This is a genomic window from Halocella sp. SP3-1 (assembly GCF_003953885.1).
Classification (GTDB): Bacteria; Bacillota; Halanaerobiia; order Halanaerobiales; family DTU029; genus Iocasia; species Iocasia fonsfrigidae.
Genome location: NZ_CP032760.1, coordinates 3,994,052 through 4,011,840, shown reverse-complemented (window position 1 = coordinate 4,011,840; position 17,789 = coordinate 3,994,052). Strand labels below are relative to the sequence as shown.

Genomic DNA, 17,789 nt, shown 5'->3' with positions numbered 1-17,789 from the left:
TATAATAGGGGATAGGTGTATGGCGAGAGACAGGGTTGATTATACGTGTGAGGAATGCGGCTATAAGAGCTCCAAATGGATGGGACGTTGTCCGAATTGTGATACCTGGAATTCGTTTGTTGAAAGGAGAGCTAATAAGGGCAGTGGGAAACAGGTTCAGCTTAGGGTTGAACCCAGTCCAATTACAAAAATTGAAGCTGGAGTGCGTGCTCGTTCTTCCTCCGGGATTGGTGAATTAGACCGTGTCCTGGGGGGCGGGATTGTAAGTGGGTCTCTGGTTTTACTTGGAGGAGCCCCTGGTATTGGGAAATCAACCCTGATATTACAGGCGGCTTCCCTTTTTAGTAAAACTAATGGCCTGGTTTTATATGTTTCAGGTGAGGAATCAGCTACCCAGATAAAACTGAGGGCAGAGAGATTAAAGGCCATTAATAATAGTTTATATATTCTGGCTGAAACCGAGTTTGACCAGATAAGTGTAGCCCTACATAAAGGTAATTATGACCTGGTAATAATTGATTCTATTCAGACGGTCTATGAACCAAAACTGGATAGTGCCCCTGGTAGTATTCCTCAGGTTAAAGAGATTACTAATCAGCTTATGAAAATAGCCAAGACTAAAAATATACCAATCTTTTTAATTGGGCATGTTACTAAAGAGGGCAACCTGGCAGGGCCGAGAGTTATGGAACACCTGGTTGATGCAGTACTCCAGTTTGAAGGTGACCGCAACTACTCTTATCGTATCTTGCGAGCGGTTAAGAATAGGTATGGTTCAACTAATGAGGTTGGAGTTTTTGAAATGAAGGGTTCCGGTATGGAAGAAGTACTAAATCCTTCCCAATTATTTTTGGAGGAGAGACCTGACGGGGTATCTGGTTCTGTAATAGCACCTGTTATTGAAGGAAGCAGACCATTATTGATCGAGGTTCAGTCTCTGGTATCGTCTTCAACTTTTTCTGCGCCACAGCGTTTAACTACTGGTGTTGATTATAAAAGGGTATCTATTTTACTGGCTGTTCTGGAGAAAAAAGCCGGTTTTAACTTTCAGACTAAAGATGTCCATATTAATATTACAGGCGGGTTCAAGGTAGATGAGCCGGCTCTGGATTTAGGGATTATATCAGCTATAATTTCTAGTTATCAGGATCAGGTTATCCCAGATGGACTGGCTGTTATAGGTGAGGTTGGATTAGCAGGTGAGGTCAGAGCAGTCAGCCAGATAGAACAGCGTATTAAAGAAGCAAAAAAACTGGGATTTAATAGGATTATTATTCCACAGGGTAATTTTAAAGGGCTTAGTTTTGACCCTGAAGTAAACATTGTGGGAATAGTAAATATACATCAATTATTACAACATATCTCTAAGGTGGGGTGATGAATGAGCAGAGAAAATCAATTAGCTGAGATTTTAAAAATGATAGCACCAGGTACAGTACTGAGGGAAGGCCTGGAAAATGTGCTACGGGCTGGTACTGGGGGTCTTATAGTAATAGGCGATAGTGAAGAAGTACTAGGTATAGTCGACGGAGGGTTTAATATTAATGCAGAACTTAACCCAGCACGGCTTTATGAATTAGCTAAAATGGATGGAGCTATGGTTTTAGATAGTGATGCTGATCGGATTCTCTGTGCTAATGCCCAGTTAATACCTGATCCCTCAATCCCCTCTTCTGAGACAGGTACCAGGCATAGAACTGCTGAAAGAGTTGCCAAGCAGACAGGAGAACTAGTAATTGCTATTTCACAGAGGAGAAATATTATTACCCTTTATAAGAATAACCTCAAACATATCCTGGAAGATATCAGAGTGATCCTATCAAAGGCCAACCAGGCAGTCCAGACACTAGAAAAATATCGCAATGTCCTTGATCAAGCCCTGACAAATTTAAGTGCTCTTGAGTTTGAAGACCTGGTTACTATTTCTGATGTAGTTACTGTGATACAACGGGCAGAAATGGTACTTAAAATTGAAAAAGAAATTAAAAAATTTATAAATGAACTGGGTATTGAAGGAAGACTAATTAAGATGCAGTTGCAGGAACTAATAGTAAATGTTAAAGAGGAAGGCATTTTATTAATTATGGATTATATGGCTGATAATGAAGAAGATGATGAATTTGAACCTGAAGATCTATTAATGGAATTAACAAACTGGTCTTCAGATGAGATGTTATCCCTAAATACTATAAGCAAGGCTTTAGGACACGGTGGCTCTGTTAATTCCATGGACCTTTCAGTCTCTCCCAGGGGATACAGATTATTGAGGAAGATCCCTAGGCTGCCTATGCCTGTTATAGAAAATTTGGTTGCTCAATTTACAAGTTTGCAGGATATAATTAATGCTTCACCAGATGAACTTGATGATGTTGATGGTATAGGAGAAGTGCGTGCCCAGGCAATAAAAGAAGGATTAAGGCGTTTAAGGGATCAAGTCTTATTAGATCGTCATATATAGTGGGATTTTATTAAAATTGACAGTTGATAATACAGGTGTTATAATTATTCTAAGGAAGAATATGGTTTCAGGTAATAGAGGAGATGATATAATTGTTTAAGGTAGGCGATAAAGTAGTCTATCCCAATCATGGTGCTGGTACAATAATAGGACTAGAAACAAAAGAAATCCTGGGTGAAGAAAAAAAATATTTTATTATGCAGTTACCTATTGGTGAAATGAAGGTCATGATACCTGTCGAAAAAGTAGATGAAATAGGTATTAGAAGGGTTATAGATGAAGAAGAGGCTGACGATGTTTTGAGACTACTTAAGGGTGAAAAAAGCAAAATGTCCCAGAATTGGAACCGCCGTTTCCGTGCAAATATGGAAAAACTTAAAACAGGGGATATATACGAAGTAGCTGAAGTCGTCCGCAATTTAACTATTAGGGACCATGAAAAAGGGCTTTCTACTGGTGAAAAGAAGATGCTTAATAATTCCAGACAGATATTAATTAGTGAATTAGTATTATCAAAGGATATGGATGAAGAAGAGGTTGATTTATTAATTAGTGAAGTGTTTAATGATAATCCATATATGGATGAAGAAGAATAATTTACTTAATTTAATAATTTTAGGAATTATTATTCTATTTTTGGTAATAATATTTGGAAGGAGGTGGGAAAGTGCTAAAAAAAATAATGAAGTCCATCCTGGCTATATTTGGTGCAATTATAGGATATGAGCTTGTTGATGTTTTAGACCTGGCAACTGAGTTTCCAAAACCTGTTTGGGAGAACATAGACCGCTGGTTTATAAGCACACAATTTATTGGCATTATTATCGGGTTATTGTTTGGTTTTTTTGTTGTTTCTTTTTTATTGGAGAAATTATTGCAATTAATTATTAATTTTGAGTACAAATTAAAAGAGGTATCATGGAAGAAAATAGTAATCAGTATTTCAGGAATTATTATAGGCCTATTAATAGGTATACTTATAAGTATTTCTTTTCCTGTTTTAAAAAGTCATCGCATCGGGCAATATTTGCAGGTATTAATAAATTTGGTTTGTGCATACCTTGGATTCAGCCTCTTAACTTACAAAGAGATTGAAATTATCAAGCTGTTTGAAAAGAGCAACAAAAATAAAATGGATAATATTTACGATGATGAGATTAGTAGTAAAATTCTTGATACCAGTGTTATAATTGATGGTAGGATAGCAGATATATGTAAAAGTGGTTTTGTAGAAGGAACGTTAATAGTACCTGAATTTGTACTTGAAGAGTTACGTCATATAGCTGATTCATCAGATGTGCTAAAACGTAACCGTGGTAGGCGCGGGCTTGATATCTTAAAACAGATGCAGAAAGAAAGCAATATAAACATTCAGATAATAGAACAGGATTTTGATGAAATTAATGAAGTAGATAGTAAATTGGTAAGATTGGCCCAAATCATGGATGCCCGGATAGTAACTAATGACTACAATCTCAATAAAGTTGCTGAATTACAGGGTGTTTTTGTACTTAATATTAATGAATTGGCAAATGCTGTTAAACCGATTGTGCTACCAGGTGAAGAGATGGATGTTAAGGTGATTAAAGAGGGAAAAGAAGATGGTCAAGGTGTTGCTTACCTTGATGATGGTACAATGATAGTTGTTGATGATGGTGTTAATTACATGGGTAAAAAGATTTCTGTCTTAGTAACCAGTATATTACAGACAGCAGCAGGTAGGATGATTTTTGCTAAACCCAAAGCCAGGGAACAGATTAATCTAATTAAGGGGTAAAATAATGTCTATAGGAGTTGTGATACCTGCAGCAGGTCAGGGTTCAAGGATGAATAGCCAGACTAATAAACAGTATTTAGGTCTGGCTGATCGTCCTGTTCTTGCCCATACTATTGCCCTGTTTTCTGACAATCCTCAGATTAAAGAGATAATTGTTGTTGTCAGGCAGGAAGAAATAAAGTACTGCAGGGAAAAGGTTATAAACAAATATTTTAATAATAAAAAGATCAGAATAATTGCTGGGGGAGAGACCAGGCGCGAATCGGTTTTTGCTGGTTTAAGGGTCTTTTCACCAGCAATTAATTATGTTATAATTCATGATGGTGCTCGACCGATTTTGCCGGTTTCTGTTGTAGAAAGGGTTATACTTACTGTTAAGGAAAATGATGCAGTTAGCGTGGGTGTAAAACCTAAAAATACTATTAAAAGGGTGGATGGGAAGGGTTATGTCCTTGAGACCCTGGATAGAGGAGAATTGGTTTCTATCCAGACACCCCAGGCCTTTAGCAGAGAACTTATTATGAAGGCACATCAGGAGGTAGCTAGTGACCTAAAGGTTACAGATGATGCAGCACTGGTTGAGTTCTTAGGATATCAGGTTAAGGTTATTAGTGGCTCAGAGGAAAATATTAAGATAACTACCCCTGAAGATATGTTTATAGCAGAAAGTATACTTGAGAACAGGAGAAGATAAAGTGAGAGTAGGTTTAGGTTTTGATGTTCATGGATTTAAAAAGGACCGGCCGTTGATAATAGCCGGGATACATATTCCTTATCAATATGGTTTGATGGGGCATTCAGATGCAGATGTGCTGACACATGCCTTAATGGATGCTATTTTAGGTGCTATGGCTAAAGGTGATATAGGAAGACATTTTCCAGATAGTAATCAGCGTTATAAGAATATCAATAGCTTATTATTACTGGATGAGGTCTATAAATTACTTATGGAAGAAGAATATAGGATTGAAAATATTGATTTAGTACTTATGGCTGAAAAACCTAAAATATCACCGTATTATAATAAGATAATTAGTAAGTATGCCGAGGTTTTACAGATCAATAAAAAGAGGATTAATATGAAGGCAACAACTACTGAGGGGCTTGGGTTTGTTGGAAGGGAAGAGGGAATGGCTGCCCAGGCTGTTGTTTTAATTGAGAGTAATGAAAGGGGATAAATCATGCTAGTAAAGGATATCATGTCAGATAATCCGATCACAATAAATCCTGAGGCAACAGTATTTGAAGCTGAGAAACTTATGTCACTAAATAAGATTGGAAGGTTAATAGTAGTTGAAGATGGTAAAGTGATTGGGATGGTAAGTGATGGTGACCTGGTAGTTGAACATGAACTAAATGCTTCGATAACTAGGTTTATGTCAGAAGATATAATTACCATTAGCCTGGATACGACTGTGCAGGAGGCAGCGCGCCATCTCTCTGATAATCATATCGGTGGTCTGCCTGTACTTAATGATGATCATAAATTGGTGGGGATTGTAACAGCAGATGATATTGTATCTGGTTATCTTAAAGATGAAGAAAATGAAAGGGCTATGGAAAAGAGGACCATAACACCAGAGAGTTCAGCAATTTATCTGGCTATGACCAGGAGCCGTGAATATGAAGAATACTGGCTGGAGAAAATTAAGGGGTATGGCTATAAGGGGGCTATCACCCAGACAGGTGCCAGTGCAGAGAAATTACCTATTAAGTTAAGGGAGAGCACTACAGTTGCAGCAATTGCCCGTGGGGTTATTTCTGAAAATTCACGGGAGAAGATAGCTATTTCCAATGCTGTAAAAGATGCGTACAGCCAGCTTGCCTTGATAAATCCGGGACTTGGTGGTGGGTTTAAAATAGCTATCGTCCGTGGGGAAGGCCATATAGCGGCAGCAATATTTGGTAAGTTTGGCCATGCCCTGGTAGATGGTCCAGAACAATTAACTGTGGGTACCAGTGTAATATAGAGGTCTTATATTATATACGCAAGGATGAGGCCAGCACTAGGCCATCGAGGCCGTTGGAGGTCTTGGATAAGACATTATTTTATGGAATAATAGATATACTGATAAATATATATTATACTTGAAAAAAATAGTTAGAGGAGTGGATAGAATGTCAGGAATGCGTTTGCGTTTTCCTCCCAGTCCGACAGGTAAGATCCATATCGGTAATATGCGTACTGCCTTATTTAACTGGCTGTGGGCCAGGAAAAATAAGGGGAAACTAGTTTTAAGGATTGAAGATACAGACCTGGAAAGGTCCACTAAAGAGTTTGAAGAGATAATCCTAAAAGAGATGAAGTGGCTTGGACTTGATGTTAATGAAGGTGTAGGTATTGGTGGGGATTATGGTCCTTACCGGCAGTCAGAAAGAATAGACATATACCAGAAATATGCTGAGAAACTACTGGAAGAGGGTAAAGCGTATTATTGTTACTGTTTACCTGAAGAATTAGATAAAATGAGGGAAGAGGCTGCCAGCAAGGGTGAAATGCCTCGTTATAACCAACATTGCCGTACCTTGTCTGCAGAAGATGTTGAAAAATATAAAAAAGAAGGTAGGAATCCTGTTATTAGGTTTAAAGTTCCTGATGAGGATAGAGAGATAATCATTGATGATATTATTAGAGGTAAAATATCCTTTAATACCAGTGTGCTTGATGATTTCATTATCTACAAATCAGATGGAATGCCTACATATAATTTTGCTGTAGTTATTGATGATGCTTTAATGAAAATAAGTCAGGTTATCAGAGGAGAAGATCATATATCAAATACCCCTAAACAGTTATTGATTTATGAGGCACTTGGTTTTGATTTACCTAGGTTTGCACATCTCCCATTAATACTTGATGAGAATAAGGCCAAATTGAAAAAACGTAGTGATAGTGATGCCGTATATATTGGGGAATATAGAGAAAATGGTTATCTCCCTGAAGCTCTATTTAATTTTTTATCACTACTCGGCTGGTCAGCAAAGGATGATCAGGAAATAATGTCAAGGGAAGAGATCATATCTCATTTTGATATTGCAGATGTTAATAAAAGTCCTGCTGTGTTTGATGTTGAAAAACTAAACTGGATGAATGGTAAATATATCAGAGAGGCAGACCTGGATAGGATTGTTGAATTATCTATTCCGTATTTAAAAGATGCTGGATACATTAGTGATGATGTATCAGATGAAAAATATGAATGGATAAAAAGGGTTATAGAGGTTAGCAGGAACAAGGTTGATTATCTGTCCCAGATACCTTATGAGGCTGAACTCTTCTTCAAAGAACTGGAATTTGCGGATAAAAAAGAGGCTGTTGAAGAATTTAAGGGAGAAAATGTGGAATTGGTTTTTACAACCCTTAAAGAAAAACTCAGGGAACTGGAGGAATTTAACCCTGATTCAATAAATAAAATTTTTAACATAATGAGGAAAAATCTGCCTGTAAAAGCTAGGACTATTTATCATCCAACAAGGGTAGCCCTCACTGGCTTAAACTCAGGACCGGAGTTAAATCATGTAATTTATATTCTGGGTTTAGATGAAGTAGAGAAACGTTTGGATAGTGCCCTTGAAATGGTTAATTAGTTTAAACTTTAGAAAGGCAAATTAAATGCTGCAGGGTAGACATATGAAAGAAATCTATCCTGTAGTTTTATTTTTATGGGCAGAGGAAATTATCGACTATTGTTATCTGAAAAACACTTTACAAATACTTGTTAAAAGTATATATTATTATATAAGAAGAAAATATATTAATAATATTGATGGGAAGAGAGGATATAAGTTTTCTATCTCAGAGAGGATTATCAAAGGCTGGAAGTAATCTATAGATTTTATATCCTTATGCATCCTGGAGTTTAATTCCTGAATTATAGTAGGGAGTTACGGTGAAGCCGTTATCATTATTTATTAAGTTGGGTATCAGGGGTAAGCCCTGGCCAAACAGAGTGGAAACGCGGGCCTTCGTCTCTGTAATAGGGATGTGGGCTTTTTTATTGGAAATTATGTTTAAATTGCGGATAATTTTGAAGACCGACAGATATATTTGTTTCCCTTGTCGTGTACCACGGGCACTCCGTATTGACTAGAGCGTACGAGAACAGTTTAAGGTTGCACCACGGGCACTCGGCATCTAAGCAGAGCATACAAGAAAATTAAGGTTGCGCTGCGGTGTCCTACCTCCGCTTACTGTCGAGAAATTCTCCTCCGGCGTTCCTGCCTGCGGATAATTTCTAGAGTCGTCCAACAAAAATATCTGTCTGGATTATTAAAACTAGTTAACTTTGTGTAAGAAATAAAATGTAAAAGGTAAAAGATTAAAGGGGGAAAACTTTATGCTTAAAGTTTATAACACTTTAACCAGGAAAAAAGAAGAATTTATTTCGTTAAAAGAGGGTAAGGTGGGGATGTATGTCTGTGGTTTGACTGTACAGAATTATTCTCATCTAGGTCATATCAGGAGTGCAATTAATTATGATGTTATTAGACGTTATCTGGAATATAAGGGATATGATGTTACCTATATCATGAATTTTACTGATGTAAATGAAAAAATAGTAAGCCGGGCAGCAGAGGAGGGCCTGACAATGATGGAACTGGCAGAAAAATATGCCCGGGCTTATCTGGAAGATATTACCGAATTAAATATTAAACCAGCTACCAGATATGTAAAGGCAACTGATAATATAGATGCGATTATTAAAATGATAGCAACCCTGCTGGAGAGGGGGTATGCCTATGAAGTTAATGGTAATGTCTATTTTAGTGTGGATAAATTTGAGGACTATGGTAAACTATCAGGGAGGTCTCTTGATGAGATGCAGGCAGGTGCCCGACTTGATGTAGTTGAGGAGAAAAGAAACCCGATGGATTTTGCTTTATGGAAGAAGGCTCCCGAAGGTGAGAAAGAATGGGATAGCCCCTGGGGTAAGGGATGGCCTGGCTGGCATATAGAGTGTTCAGCTATGGCCACCAAATACCTGGGAGATAGCTTTGATATTCACGGTGGTGGAAGTGATTTAATTTTTCCCCATCATGAAAACGAAATTGCTCAGTCTGAGGCCTGTACTGGCCATACATTTGCAAAATACTGGCTCCATAACGGTCCAGTAAATCTGAAGGGAGAAAAAATGTCTAAATCTCTGGGTAATTTTTTTACTACCAGGGAATTATTGGAGAAATATAAAGCAGATGAAATACGGTATTTCCTCCTGACCAAGAATTACCGGACACCGATTGATTTTAGTGAAGAAGAGGTGGAGACTGCTAAAGCGGGCCTTAAAAGGCTAAGTAATCTTTCTCAGAAGTTAGAGTCCCTGCTATTTAATAATGAACAGTTGGAAGAAGTAGAGGGGAATCTATCTACTGAGGGAATTAAAGATACATGTCGAAAAAGGCGTATTGATTTTGAAGAGGCCATGGATGATGATTTCAATACAGCCTTAGCGATTGGGGTTATCCATGAACTGGTTCGTGATATAAATAGCTTTATAAATAGTCCTGACTTTACCTTGCAACAAAAAAACTGTACTGTACTGAAGGAGGCTTATGGGGTATTTAAAGAACTTACTGATATTCTTGGACTTAGCTTAGATGATAAAGCGAATATTAATAATGATGAGGCTGTTAATAATTTAATGGATTTCATTCTTAAAATAAGGGAAGAGGCAAGAGAACAGAAGGATTATCAGCTGGCTGACAGGATACGGGACGGCTTAGGTGAACTGGGCTTTCTTGTCAAAGATACTACGCAAGGTGTGGAATGGGAGAGGGTTTAAAGATAATGGAAGAACAGGAAGCAAGGTTATTATCACCAGGTTTGTTAGCCTATATAGGTGATAGTATCTATGAGGTGATGACCAGGGATTATCTATTGAAAAAGGGGTATCGTTCCTTAAATGAACTACATCAATATACTGTTAAGATAGTAAATGCTTCAGCCCAGGCTAAAGCACTCCGTAAATTGGAGGCTAGTCTGTCAAAAAAGGAATGGTCAATTGTCCGTCGGGGTCGGAATTATAAGGGGGGTAATATACCGGCTAACTCATCAGTGATAGATTATAGAATGAGTACAGGGCTGGAGGCTTTATTTGGTTATCATTATTTGTCTGGTAATTATGAACGGCTTGATTTTATCTGGGAAAAGATTGTTGAGGTGCTGTTTGAAAAGGATTAAAAGGGGGTAAGAAGGGAATGAATAAGGCTTATGTTGGTGATGGTAAGGTTGAGTTGATTGCTGGTGGTGGTAAAGTATATACGGATATAGCGGCCAGGTTTGTTCGTTCGGAAAGAACACTTAAGGAGATTATTGCTTCTGATTACTCGAAAGAACTTGTAAAAAGGATAATTAATAGTGGTCATGAAGCAGCAGTAGAATTTGATTTTTTTATTTTTGGAATAGAAGGCTATGCCCGTGTTACTGAGGTTCAGTTAGTCAGGAAGAGACTGGCATCATATATGATCAAATCTGGCCGGGCAGAGAAGTCGGGTAGAAGGTCATTTGATATTGTTATACCAGATAATATTGAGGGTTTTACAGCGGAGAAATCATTGCCAGTCAATCTATTCAAATTGAAAGATGGCTCAAAACTGGACGAATATTTACCGGCTGGGAATGATGAAGTAATCCTTGAGTATGGTTCCAAGGATATTTTTCAACTAGTAGAAGAGTGGTATAATACTGGTGTGGATCAGGGGCTCCCTGAAGAAGATTTAAGATATGTTAAACCTCAGGCCACTGAATTTAAGGCTTTAATTGGTATGAATGCCCATGCCTTACGGGACTGGTTCAGGATTCGCTGTTGTAAAAATGCCCAAAGGGAGATAAGAGACCTTGCCTTAAAGATGTTGAATTTATGTAAAGAAAGTGCCCCTGACTTATTTGCTGATGCGGGGCCTAATTGTGTTAGACTGGGGTACTGTCCTGAAAATGAATTACAGCATGAAGACTGTAGGGGGAAGATTATGACTAAAAATGAGGCAATCAAATTAATAAAGGAAAAAATGGCAGGTAATTAAATAATTCATTAAAAAACTTATAATATTGGTATAATAAGTATAATGTATTAAGTATAATGTATTAAGTATAATGTATTAAGTATAAGATATTGACATTGAAGGCAGGTGATTGATTTGGCGAAAATAGAAGGTAGGAATCCTGTTATTGAAGCCTTAAAAGGGAACCGCAAATTGGACAGGATATTAATAAAAAACGATATTAGTGGTGATAAAATAGACTGGATTATTTCCCAGGCCCGCCGTCAGGGAGTTATAGTTGAGAGGGTTTCCAGGAATACACTTGATAAATTGGCTTTAAGCCATGCCCACCAGGGTGTGATTGCAATAGGTGAAACACTCACTCTAGTAAGTGTTGATGATATTTTAAAATATGCTTACCAGAGGGATGAACAGCCATTTATTATCATCCTGGATCAGATTCAGGACCCTCATAATTTTGGATCTATTATCAGGACTTCTTATGCTGCTGGCGCACATGGTATTATTTTCCAAAAAAAGAGAGCAGTGGGTGTGACTCCGGTTGTTGCTAAGAGTTCTGCCGGGGCAATTGAACACATAAGGCTGGCTGAAGTCACCAATATTAACCAGACAATAGACAGATTAAAAGAAGAGGGACTCTGGATAGCGGGGGCAGATATGCAAGGACAGCAGGCCCATTATCAGGCTGATTTGAAGGGGAAAATCGGCCTTGTTATAGGGAGTGAAGGACAGGGTCTAAGGCGTTTAACCAGGGAAAAATGTGATTTCTTGATAAAAATACCTATGCTGGGTGAACTAGGTTCACTGAATGCCTCTGTTGCAGCAGCGATAATAATCTATGAGATAGTTCGTCAGCGTGCTTGAAAAAGATATGGCTTGACTAAGTTAGTTTAAATAAGTATAATATTAATGTATAAGGTAAGGGGGGGGTCTTATTGCAGGGGAATATTCAGCAGGAAATCGAATATGAAGATTATTCCAAAATGAATGATGAAGAACTAATTGATCTAGTACAGGATGGAGATAGACTTGCAGAAGAGACTTTGATAAAGAGGTATAAAAACTTTGTCCTGGCTAAGTCGCGGTCATATTTTTTAGTAGGTGCTGATAGGGAAGATATAGTTCAGGAAGGTATGATTGGGTTATTTAAAGCTATACGTGATTATAAAGTTGAGAGGTTGGCTTCTTTTAGGGCTTTTGCTGAACTATGTATTACTAGACAGATTATCACAGCGATCAAAGCAGCTACTAGGCAGAAACACCAACCCTTAAATTCATATGTATCTTTAAATAGACCAATTTATGATGAAGAATCTGATCGAACCCTGTTAGATGTTTTAAAAGGTGGCAAATTAACTAATCCTGAGGAACTAATAATAAGTTATGAGACATATAATCTTATCGAAAACCAAATTTCAGAGATGTTAAGTCAGCTGGAATTAGATGTACTCCAGGAGTATCTGGAGGGAAAATCATATCAGTCTATAGCTGATGCTCTGGACAAGCATGTCAAATCGGTTGACAATGCACTGCAGAGGGTTAAAAGGAAATTAGAAATGTTTTTAGAAAAACATAATATTTAAAACACATGGAAATATCCACCTCTGTCAGGTGGTTAATATGGCTGTACATAATCCCTTGCAGTCAGATAGATATATCTTTAAGTTTTTTGGTACATTAAAATTAAGGAGGAATTTTGTAATGGCAAAGCAAAAGTTTGAAAGGACAAAACCACATGTAAATATCGGTACAATAGGTCATGTTGACCATGGTAAGACAACATTAACAGCAGCAATAACAACAGTACTGTCTAACTTTGGTGGAGCAGAGGTAAGGGCATTTGATACAATTGATAATGCACCAGAAGAAAGAGAAAGAGGAATCACCATAGCGACAGCTCATGTTGAATATGAGACCGAAGCAAGGCATTATGCCCATGTTGACTGTCCAGGACATGCTGACTATGTAAAGAATATGATTACAGGTGCAGCCCAGATGGATGGAGCTATTCTGGTAGTATCTGCAGCAGATGGACCAATGCCCCAGACCAGAGAGCATATTCTGCTGGCTCGTCAGGTAGGAGTACCAAATATAGTAGTATTCTTAAACAAAGCAGATATGGTTGATGATGAAGAGTTAATAGAATTAGTAGAGATGGAAGTTAGAGAACTATTAAGTGAATATGACTTTCCAGGTGATGAGATACCAGTAGTAGTAGGTTCTGCCTTAAAGGCTCTGGAAAATGGAGACCCGGAAGGGGAATGGGGCTCCAAGATTATAGAGTTGATGAATGAGGTAGACAGCTATATTGAACAACCAGAAAGAGAAACAGACAAACCCTTCCTGATGCCTGTTGAAGATGTCTTTAGTATAACTGGGCGTGGGACAGTAGCGACAGGTAGAGTGGAAAGAGGGGCCCTGCATCCAGGAGATGAAGTAGAGATAATAGGGATCAAAGATACAGAAAAGACAGTAGTGACAGGAGTAGAGATGTTCCGGAAACTGTTAGATGAAGCAGTAGCCGGGGATAATATAGGAGCCCTATTAAGGGGAGTAAAGAGGGAAGATATTGAACGGGGACAGGTATTAGCAGCCCCAGGAAGTATAACCCCGCATACAAAATTCAAGGCAGAGGTATATGTTTTATCGAAAGAAGAGGGAGGAAGGCACACCCCATTCTTTAATGGATACAGGCCACAGTTTTACTTCAGGACAACAGATGTTACTGGTATAATCACTCTACCAGAAGGAGTAGAAATGGTAATGCCTGGAGATAATATAGAGATGGTAGGTGAACTGATAACCCCGATTGCTATGGAAGAGGGTTTAAGGTTTGCTATCCGTGAAGGCGGCCATACAGTAGGTGCCGGTGTTGTAACCGACATTATTGAGTAAAACCTTTAAACTTATCAATTAAAGAGCTTGTTATAAATTTAAGCATGTGCTTTCTTCAGGCACATGCTTAAAAAATTATTGACATTGGGAAAATAATGTGATAAGTTAATTAAGGCTGAAGATATATTATAGGCCCATTTATATTGAGGGGGGTGGCAGTAAATGAGAGATATAATTACCTTGGAATGTACTGAATGTAAAAACCGTAATTATACAACTACCAAAAACAAACAACAACATAGAGATCGTTTAGAGACCAAGAAGTATTGTAAGTTCTGTCAAGAACATACCCTTCATAGGGAGACCAAATAGTGTGAAATTGTATAGATCTTACAAAAAACGCAATAATAATAATAGTGCTGTTTTTTGTTTAGATAAATATATTTTTTTAATGGGGTGAAGTGTAATGGCTGAACTAGGTTTTTTTGGTAAAATAGCCAGATTTTTGCGCAATGTTAAAGCAGAACTTAAAAAAGTGAACTGGCCTAATCGCAGTGAATTGTCATCTAATACAGTAGTTGTTGTAGTTACTGTACTGGCTTTGATTGCCTTTATTGGGGTCGTTGATTTGATTTTAACTAAATCTATAACCCCGTTTATTATGTAACTAGGGAGGTGGGGATTCTACAGACTGTAGGGTCCTTATATTATGGCAGAAAAGAATTGGTACGTGGTTCATACTTATTCAGGTCATGAGAATAAGGTAAAGACCAACCTGGAAAAGAGAATAGAGACGACTGGTATGGAGGATAGGATTTTTAGAATCCTGGTGCCGACTGAAGAAAAAACAGAACGCAAAAAAGGGAAAGAAAAGGTGGTTAACAAGAAAATCTTTCCGGGGTATGTACTGGTAGAGATGATAATGAGTGATGATTCATGGTATGTTGTAAGAAATACTCCCGGGGTTACTGGGTTTGTAAGTAGTGGGACTAAACCACTGCCATTACAACCGGAGGAAGCAAGCCGTATTCTTAAAGGTATGGGTATGGGTGATAAGAGAATCGCCTCTGAATTTAATGAGGGTGATAGAGTAAAGGTAATAGATGGTCCCTTTGAAGAATTTATTGGTATAGTCCAGGAGGTTCACCCTCAACAGGGAAAAGCTAAGGTGTTGGTTTCTATGTTTGGTAGGGAAACCCCTCTTGAATTAGAATTCTCACAGATGGAAAAATCATAATAGATAGCTGATGAAAGGAGGAGGAAAATGGCCAAGAAGGTTATAGGACAAATCAAATTGCAGATCCCGGCAGGCAAAGCAAATCCTGCTCCACCAGTTGGACCTGCTTTAGGTCAACATGGTGTTAATATTATGGAGTTTTGTAAATCATTTAATGCAAAGACCTCGGATCAACCGGGGATGATTATACCTGTAGAGATTACAGTCTATGCAGACAGATCATTTAGTTTTATTACCAAAACACCACCAGCTGCTGTTTTAATTAAAAAGGCAGCAGGTATTGAGAGTGCATCTGGTCGTCCAAATACAGACAAGGTTGCTACTATTTCCAAAGATGATGTCAAGGAGATTGCCGAACTTAAGATGCCAGACCTTAATGCTGGTAGTATTGAAGCAGCCATGAGTATGGTTGAGGGCACAGCCAGGAGTATGGGTATTTTAGTAAAATAAAATTTAAAATTAAGTGGGAGGATTTATAATCTAATCCGTTTAACCACAAGGAGGCGTTAGAGTATGCCAAAACATAGTAAGAGGTTTAAAGAAACACTAGAAAAAATTGATATAGAAAAACTATATGATGCCAAAACAGCGCTGGGACTTGTTAAAGAAGTTTCCTCAGCTAAATTTGATGAAACAGTCGAGGTTGCTGTCAGGTTGGGTGTTGATCCAAAACATGCTGACCAGAACATCAGAGGTACTGTAGTTTTGCCAAATGGTACAGGTAAAGAAGTAAAGGTTATAGTATTTGCTAAAGGTGAAAAGGTTAAAGAAGCCGAGGAAGCCGGTGCTGATGAAGTGGGTGCTGAAGAGTTGGCCGAGAAGATTGAAGGCGGCTGGCTTGATTTTGATGTTGCGGTTGCTACACCTGATATGATGAGTATTGTTGGTAAACTTGGCCGTGTATTGGGACCACAGGGATTAATGCCAAATCCTAAAGCCGGCACAGTAACTTTTGATATTGCCAAGGCTGTTAAGGAAATCAAGGCTGGTAAGATAGAATACCGTGTTGATAAAACCGGAATAGTACATCTTCCAGTTGGTAAAGTGTCTTTTTCTGAAGATGAATTACTTGAAAATTTTAAGGTTATTATGGATGCCTTAGTGAGGGAAAGACCATCTGCTGCTAAAGGGAAATATTTAAAGAGTGTTGTACTTTCTTCCACCATGGGACCTGGAATCAGAGCGAACACCTCTGATATAATGACCCTTATCGGTAGATAAAATAAAATTGACATTTTTTATACAACTATGGTATTATGAATTAGCAAAATAAAATATGTTGACCATAGACAGTAGGTGTCATAATGACTTAATTTCCTACCGAGGTTATGTTGTAATATATCTGTTTAGATATGATTGCTCCTGCCTGTCTATGGGTGGGTTTTTTTATTGTCTAAGTGGTTTCAAGGGGGTGAATATTTTGGCAAGGCCTGAAAAAGAGGCTTTTGTAGAAGAGCTTATTGAGAAAATGACTTCGGCAAAGTCGATGGTAGTAACTGATTATAAAGGACTTGATGTAGCAGCAATAACTGAGCTGCGTAAGCAACTCAGGGAAGCTGGTGTTGAGTACAAAGTAGTAAAAAATACGCTGGCAAGAATAGCTGCTCAGAAGGCAGAGCTTGAAGATATTAATGAGTATTTTACTGGACCAACAGCAGTTGCTTTTGGGTTGGAAGATGCCGTATCACCAGCAAAGGTATTAGTTGATTTTGCTAAGGAGAATGAGGAATTAGAGATTAAAGGTGGTTCACTTAATGGGCAAATTATTAGTCTGGATAAGGTTAAATCTCTAGCAGAAATACCGCCTCGTGAACAACTCCTGGCACTGCTGCTGGCAGGCATGAAATCGCCGATTACAGGATTGGTTAATGTATTACAGGGTAATCTACGTGGACTGGTTCAGGTATTGAACCAAATTAAAGAGCAAAAGGCTTAAAAAATTTTAGGGGGTTATTTATTATGAATAAAGAAGATTTAATTAAAGCAATTGAGGAAATGAGTGTTTTAGAATTAGCAGAACTTGTTGAGGAATTAGAGGAAAAATTTGGTGTTAGTGCAGCTGCACCTGTAGCTATGGCAGCTGCACCTGGTGCTGGTGGTGCTGGTCAGGAAGAAGAAAAGACAGAATTTGATGTCTTCCTTGCTGAAGTAGGCGGCAAGAAAATTAATGTAATTAAAGCAGTTCGTGAAATTACTGGTTTAGGTCTTAAAGATGCTAAAGCTGTAGTTGATGATGCACCTCAAAATGTTAAAGCGGGTGTCAGTAAAGATGAGGCTGAAGAAATGAAGGCTAAACTTGAAGAAGCAGGTGCTACTGTAGAATTAAAATAGTTTCATTTAATAAAATACTTTTTTGAAAACCAAAAAGCATTCTGGTTCTGGAATCAGGATGCTTTTTTATATCTTAAGATCAGGAGAGGGAAACATTGTATAATTAAATGCACGGGGTAATAAAAAAATAGACACATATCTGTATCTTCGAT

22 protein-coding genes and 1 other annotated feature are annotated in these 17,789 nt (G+C 38.0%); all 22 genes read left to right on the top strand.

Annotated elements, in window-relative coordinates; translation table 11 throughout:
• Nucleotides 1-19 precede the first annotated feature (19 nt).
• Nucleotides 20-1,378 (top strand): DNA repair protein RadA, encoded by a 1,359-nt coding sequence (gene radA, locus D7D81_RS19265; RefSeq protein WP_125991772.1) that lies wholly within the window; start codon nucleotides 20-22, stop codon nucleotides 1,376-1,378.
• A gap of 3 nt (nucleotides 1,379-1,381) precedes the next feature.
• Nucleotides 1,382-2,458, top strand: coding sequence for a DNA integrity scanning diadenylate cyclase DisA (gene disA, locus D7D81_RS19260; RefSeq protein WP_125991770.1), 1,077 nt, complete (start codon nucleotides 1,382-1,384; stop codon nucleotides 2,456-2,458).
• 92 nt (nucleotides 2,459-2,550) lie between these two features.
• Nucleotides 2,551-3,054 carry a CarD family transcriptional regulator gene (locus D7D81_RS19255; protein ID WP_125991768.1) on the top strand — a complete coding sequence of 168 codons (504 nt, stop codon included), beginning with the start codon at nucleotides 2,551-2,553 and terminating at the stop codon, nucleotides 3,052-3,054.
• A gap of 71 nt (nucleotides 3,055-3,125) precedes the next feature.
• A complete protein-coding gene (locus D7D81_RS19250) occupies nucleotides 3,126-4,235 on the top strand; it encodes a PIN/TRAM domain-containing protein (protein ID WP_125991766.1) in 1,110 nt (369 codons plus the stop codon).
• Nucleotides 4,236-4,239: 4 nt separating this feature from the next.
• Nucleotides 4,240-4,929, top strand: coding sequence for a 2-C-methyl-D-erythritol 4-phosphate cytidylyltransferase (gene ispD / locus D7D81_RS19245; protein ID WP_286169980.1), 690 nt, complete (start codon nucleotides 4,240-4,242; stop codon nucleotides 4,927-4,929).
• Between the two features lies 1 nt (nucleotide 4,930).
• Entirely contained in the window at nucleotides 4,931-5,413 is a 483-nt protein-coding gene (gene ispF, locus D7D81_RS19240) for a 2-C-methyl-D-erythritol 2,4-cyclodiphosphate synthase (RefSeq protein ID WP_125991762.1), read from the top strand.
• A gap of 3 nt (nucleotides 5,414-5,416) precedes the next feature.
• A complete protein-coding gene (locus D7D81_RS19235; RefSeq protein WP_205739294.1) occupies nucleotides 5,417-6,205 on the top strand; it encodes a HutP family protein in 789 nt (262 codons plus the stop codon).
• A 148-nt stretch (nucleotides 6,206-6,353) separates the two neighbouring features.
• Nucleotides 6,354-7,823: a glutamate--tRNA ligase gene (gltX, locus tag D7D81_RS19230; RefSeq protein WP_125991758.1), complete on the top strand. Its 1,470-nt coding sequence runs from the start codon at nucleotides 6,354-6,356 to the stop codon at nucleotides 7,821-7,823.
• A gap of 43 nt (nucleotides 7,824-7,866) precedes the next feature.
• On the top strand, nucleotides 7,867-8,061 hold the full coding sequence (locus D7D81_RS19225) for a hypothetical protein (RefSeq protein ID WP_125991756.1): 195 nt from the start codon (nucleotides 7,867-7,869) through the stop codon (nucleotides 8,059-8,061).
• Between the two features lie 511 nt (nucleotides 8,062-8,572).
• Complete coding sequence (cysS, locus tag D7D81_RS19220; RefSeq protein ID WP_125991754.1) at nucleotides 8,573-10,015, top strand: cysteine--tRNA ligase; 1,443 nt, start codon at nucleotides 8,573-8,575, stop codon at nucleotides 10,013-10,015.
• Between the two features lie 5 nt (nucleotides 10,016-10,020).
• Nucleotides 10,021-10,413, top strand: a complete 393-nt coding sequence (locus D7D81_RS19215) for a Mini-ribonuclease 3 (protein ID WP_205739293.1) — start codon at nucleotides 10,021-10,023, stop codon at nucleotides 10,411-10,413.
• A gap of 17 nt (nucleotides 10,414-10,430) precedes the next feature.
• Nucleotides 10,431-11,255, top strand: coding sequence for an FAD-dependent thymidylate synthase (gene thyX / locus D7D81_RS19210; RefSeq protein ID WP_125991750.1), 825 nt, complete (start codon nucleotides 10,431-10,433; stop codon nucleotides 11,253-11,255).
• A 114-nt stretch (nucleotides 11,256-11,369) separates the two neighbouring features.
• On the top strand, nucleotides 11,370-12,098 hold the full coding sequence (gene rlmB / locus D7D81_RS19205; RefSeq protein ID WP_125991748.1) for a 23S rRNA (guanosine(2251)-2'-O)-methyltransferase RlmB: 729 nt from the start codon (nucleotides 11,370-11,372) through the stop codon (nucleotides 12,096-12,098).
• 119 nt (nucleotides 12,099-12,217) lie between these two features.
• The gene (sigH, locus tag D7D81_RS19200) at nucleotides 12,218-12,817 is read left to right on the top strand and encodes an RNA polymerase sporulation sigma factor SigH (protein ID WP_230869816.1); all 600 of its coding nucleotides are present in this window, start codon (nucleotides 12,218-12,220) and stop codon (nucleotides 12,815-12,817) included.
• 118 nt (nucleotides 12,818-12,935) lie between these two features.
• Complete coding sequence (gene tuf, locus D7D81_RS19195) at nucleotides 12,936-14,129, top strand: elongation factor Tu (protein WP_125991720.1); 1,194 nt, start codon at nucleotides 12,936-12,938, stop codon at nucleotides 14,127-14,129.
• Between the two features lie 162 nt (nucleotides 14,130-14,291).
• Entirely contained in the window at nucleotides 14,292-14,441 is a 150-nt protein-coding gene (rpmG, locus tag D7D81_RS19190; RefSeq protein ID WP_125991744.1) for a 50S ribosomal protein L33, read from the top strand.
• A 94-nt stretch (nucleotides 14,442-14,535) separates the two neighbouring features.
• Nucleotides 14,536-14,736: a preprotein translocase subunit SecE gene (gene secE / locus D7D81_RS19185; RefSeq protein ID WP_125991742.1), complete on the top strand. Its 201-nt coding sequence runs from the start codon at nucleotides 14,536-14,538 to the stop codon at nucleotides 14,734-14,736.
• Nucleotides 14,737-14,778: 42 nt separating this feature from the next.
• Nucleotides 14,779-15,306 (top strand): transcription termination/antitermination protein NusG, encoded by a 528-nt coding sequence (nusG, locus tag D7D81_RS19180; protein ID WP_125991740.1) that lies wholly within the window; start codon nucleotides 14,779-14,781, stop codon nucleotides 15,304-15,306.
• A gap of 27 nt (nucleotides 15,307-15,333) precedes the next feature.
• Nucleotides 15,334-15,756 (top strand): 50S ribosomal protein L11, encoded by a 423-nt coding sequence (gene rplK / locus D7D81_RS19175; RefSeq protein ID WP_125991738.1) that lies wholly within the window; start codon nucleotides 15,334-15,336, stop codon nucleotides 15,754-15,756.
• Between the two features lie 63 nt (nucleotides 15,757-15,819).
• Nucleotides 15,820-16,527, top strand: a complete 708-nt coding sequence (rplA, locus tag D7D81_RS19170; RefSeq protein ID WP_125991737.1) for a 50S ribosomal protein L1 — start codon at nucleotides 15,820-15,822, stop codon at nucleotides 16,525-16,527.
• A 44-nt stretch (nucleotides 16,528-16,571) separates the two neighbouring features.
• Nucleotides 16,572-16,703, top strand: a sequence feature (ribosomal protein L10 leader region).
• A 23-nt stretch (nucleotides 16,704-16,726) separates the two neighbouring features.
• Nucleotides 16,727-17,242: a 50S ribosomal protein L10 gene (gene rplJ / locus D7D81_RS19165; protein WP_125991735.1), complete on the top strand. Its 516-nt coding sequence runs from the start codon at nucleotides 16,727-16,729 to the stop codon at nucleotides 17,240-17,242.
• A gap of 23 nt (nucleotides 17,243-17,265) precedes the next feature.
• The gene (rplL, locus tag D7D81_RS19160) at nucleotides 17,266-17,637 is read left to right on the top strand and encodes a 50S ribosomal protein L7/L12 (RefSeq protein WP_125991733.1); all 372 of its coding nucleotides are present in this window, start codon (nucleotides 17,266-17,268) and stop codon (nucleotides 17,635-17,637) included.
• Nucleotides 17,638-17,789: the final 152 nt, after the last annotated feature.

What these genes read in the sequence shown, in the direction of transcription:
- radA (WP_125991772.1), top strand. Translation starts at nt 20, where the DNA reads ATGGCGAGAGACAGGGTTGATTATACGTGTGAGGAATGCGGCTATAAG.
- disA (WP_125991770.1), top strand. Translation starts at nt 1,382, where the DNA reads ATGAGCAGAGAAAATCAATTAGCTGAGATTTTAAAAATGATAGCACCA.
- ispD (WP_286169980.1), top strand. Translation starts at nt 4,240, where the DNA reads ATGTCTATAGGAGTTGTGATACCTGCAGCAGGTCAGGGTTCAAGGATG.
- D7D81_RS19235 (WP_205739294.1), top strand. Translation starts at nt 5,417, where the DNA reads ATGCTAGTAAAGGATATCATGTCAGATAATCCGATCACAATAAATCCT.
- gltX (WP_125991758.1), top strand. Translation starts at nt 6,354, where the DNA reads ATGTCAGGAATGCGTTTGCGTTTTCCTCCCAGTCCGACAGGTAAGATC.
- D7D81_RS19225 (WP_125991756.1), top strand. Translation starts at nt 7,867, where the DNA reads ATGAAAGAAATCTATCCTGTAGTTTTATTTTTATGGGCAGAGGAAATT.
- cysS (WP_125991754.1), top strand. Translation starts at nt 8,573, where the DNA reads ATGCTTAAAGTTTATAACACTTTAACCAGGAAAAAAGAAGAATTTATT.
- D7D81_RS19215 (WP_205739293.1), top strand. Translation starts at nt 10,021, where the DNA reads ATGGAAGAACAGGAAGCAAGGTTATTATCACCAGGTTTGTTAGCCTAT.
- thyX (WP_125991750.1), top strand. Translation starts at nt 10,431, where the DNA reads ATGAATAAGGCTTATGTTGGTGATGGTAAGGTTGAGTTGATTGCTGGT.
- sigH (WP_230869816.1), top strand. Translation starts at nt 12,218, where the DNA reads ATGAATGATGAAGAACTAATTGATCTAGTACAGGATGGAGATAGACTT.
- tuf (WP_125991720.1), top strand. Translation starts at nt 12,936, where the DNA reads ATGGCAAAGCAAAAGTTTGAAAGGACAAAACCACATGTAAATATCGGT.
- rpmG (WP_125991744.1), top strand. Translation starts at nt 14,292, where the DNA reads ATGAGAGATATAATTACCTTGGAATGTACTGAATGTAAAAACCGTAAT.
- secE (WP_125991742.1), top strand. Translation starts at nt 14,536, where the DNA reads ATGGCTGAACTAGGTTTTTTTGGTAAAATAGCCAGATTTTTGCGCAAT.
- nusG (WP_125991740.1), top strand. Translation starts at nt 14,779, where the DNA reads ATGGCAGAAAAGAATTGGTACGTGGTTCATACTTATTCAGGTCATGAG.
- rplK (WP_125991738.1), top strand. Translation starts at nt 15,334, where the DNA reads ATGGCCAAGAAGGTTATAGGACAAATCAAATTGCAGATCCCGGCAGGC.
- rplA (WP_125991737.1), top strand. Translation starts at nt 15,820, where the DNA reads ATGCCAAAACATAGTAAGAGGTTTAAAGAAACACTAGAAAAAATTGAT.
- rplL (WP_125991733.1), top strand. Translation starts at nt 17,266, where the DNA reads ATGAATAAAGAAGATTTAATTAAAGCAATTGAGGAAATGAGTGTTTTA.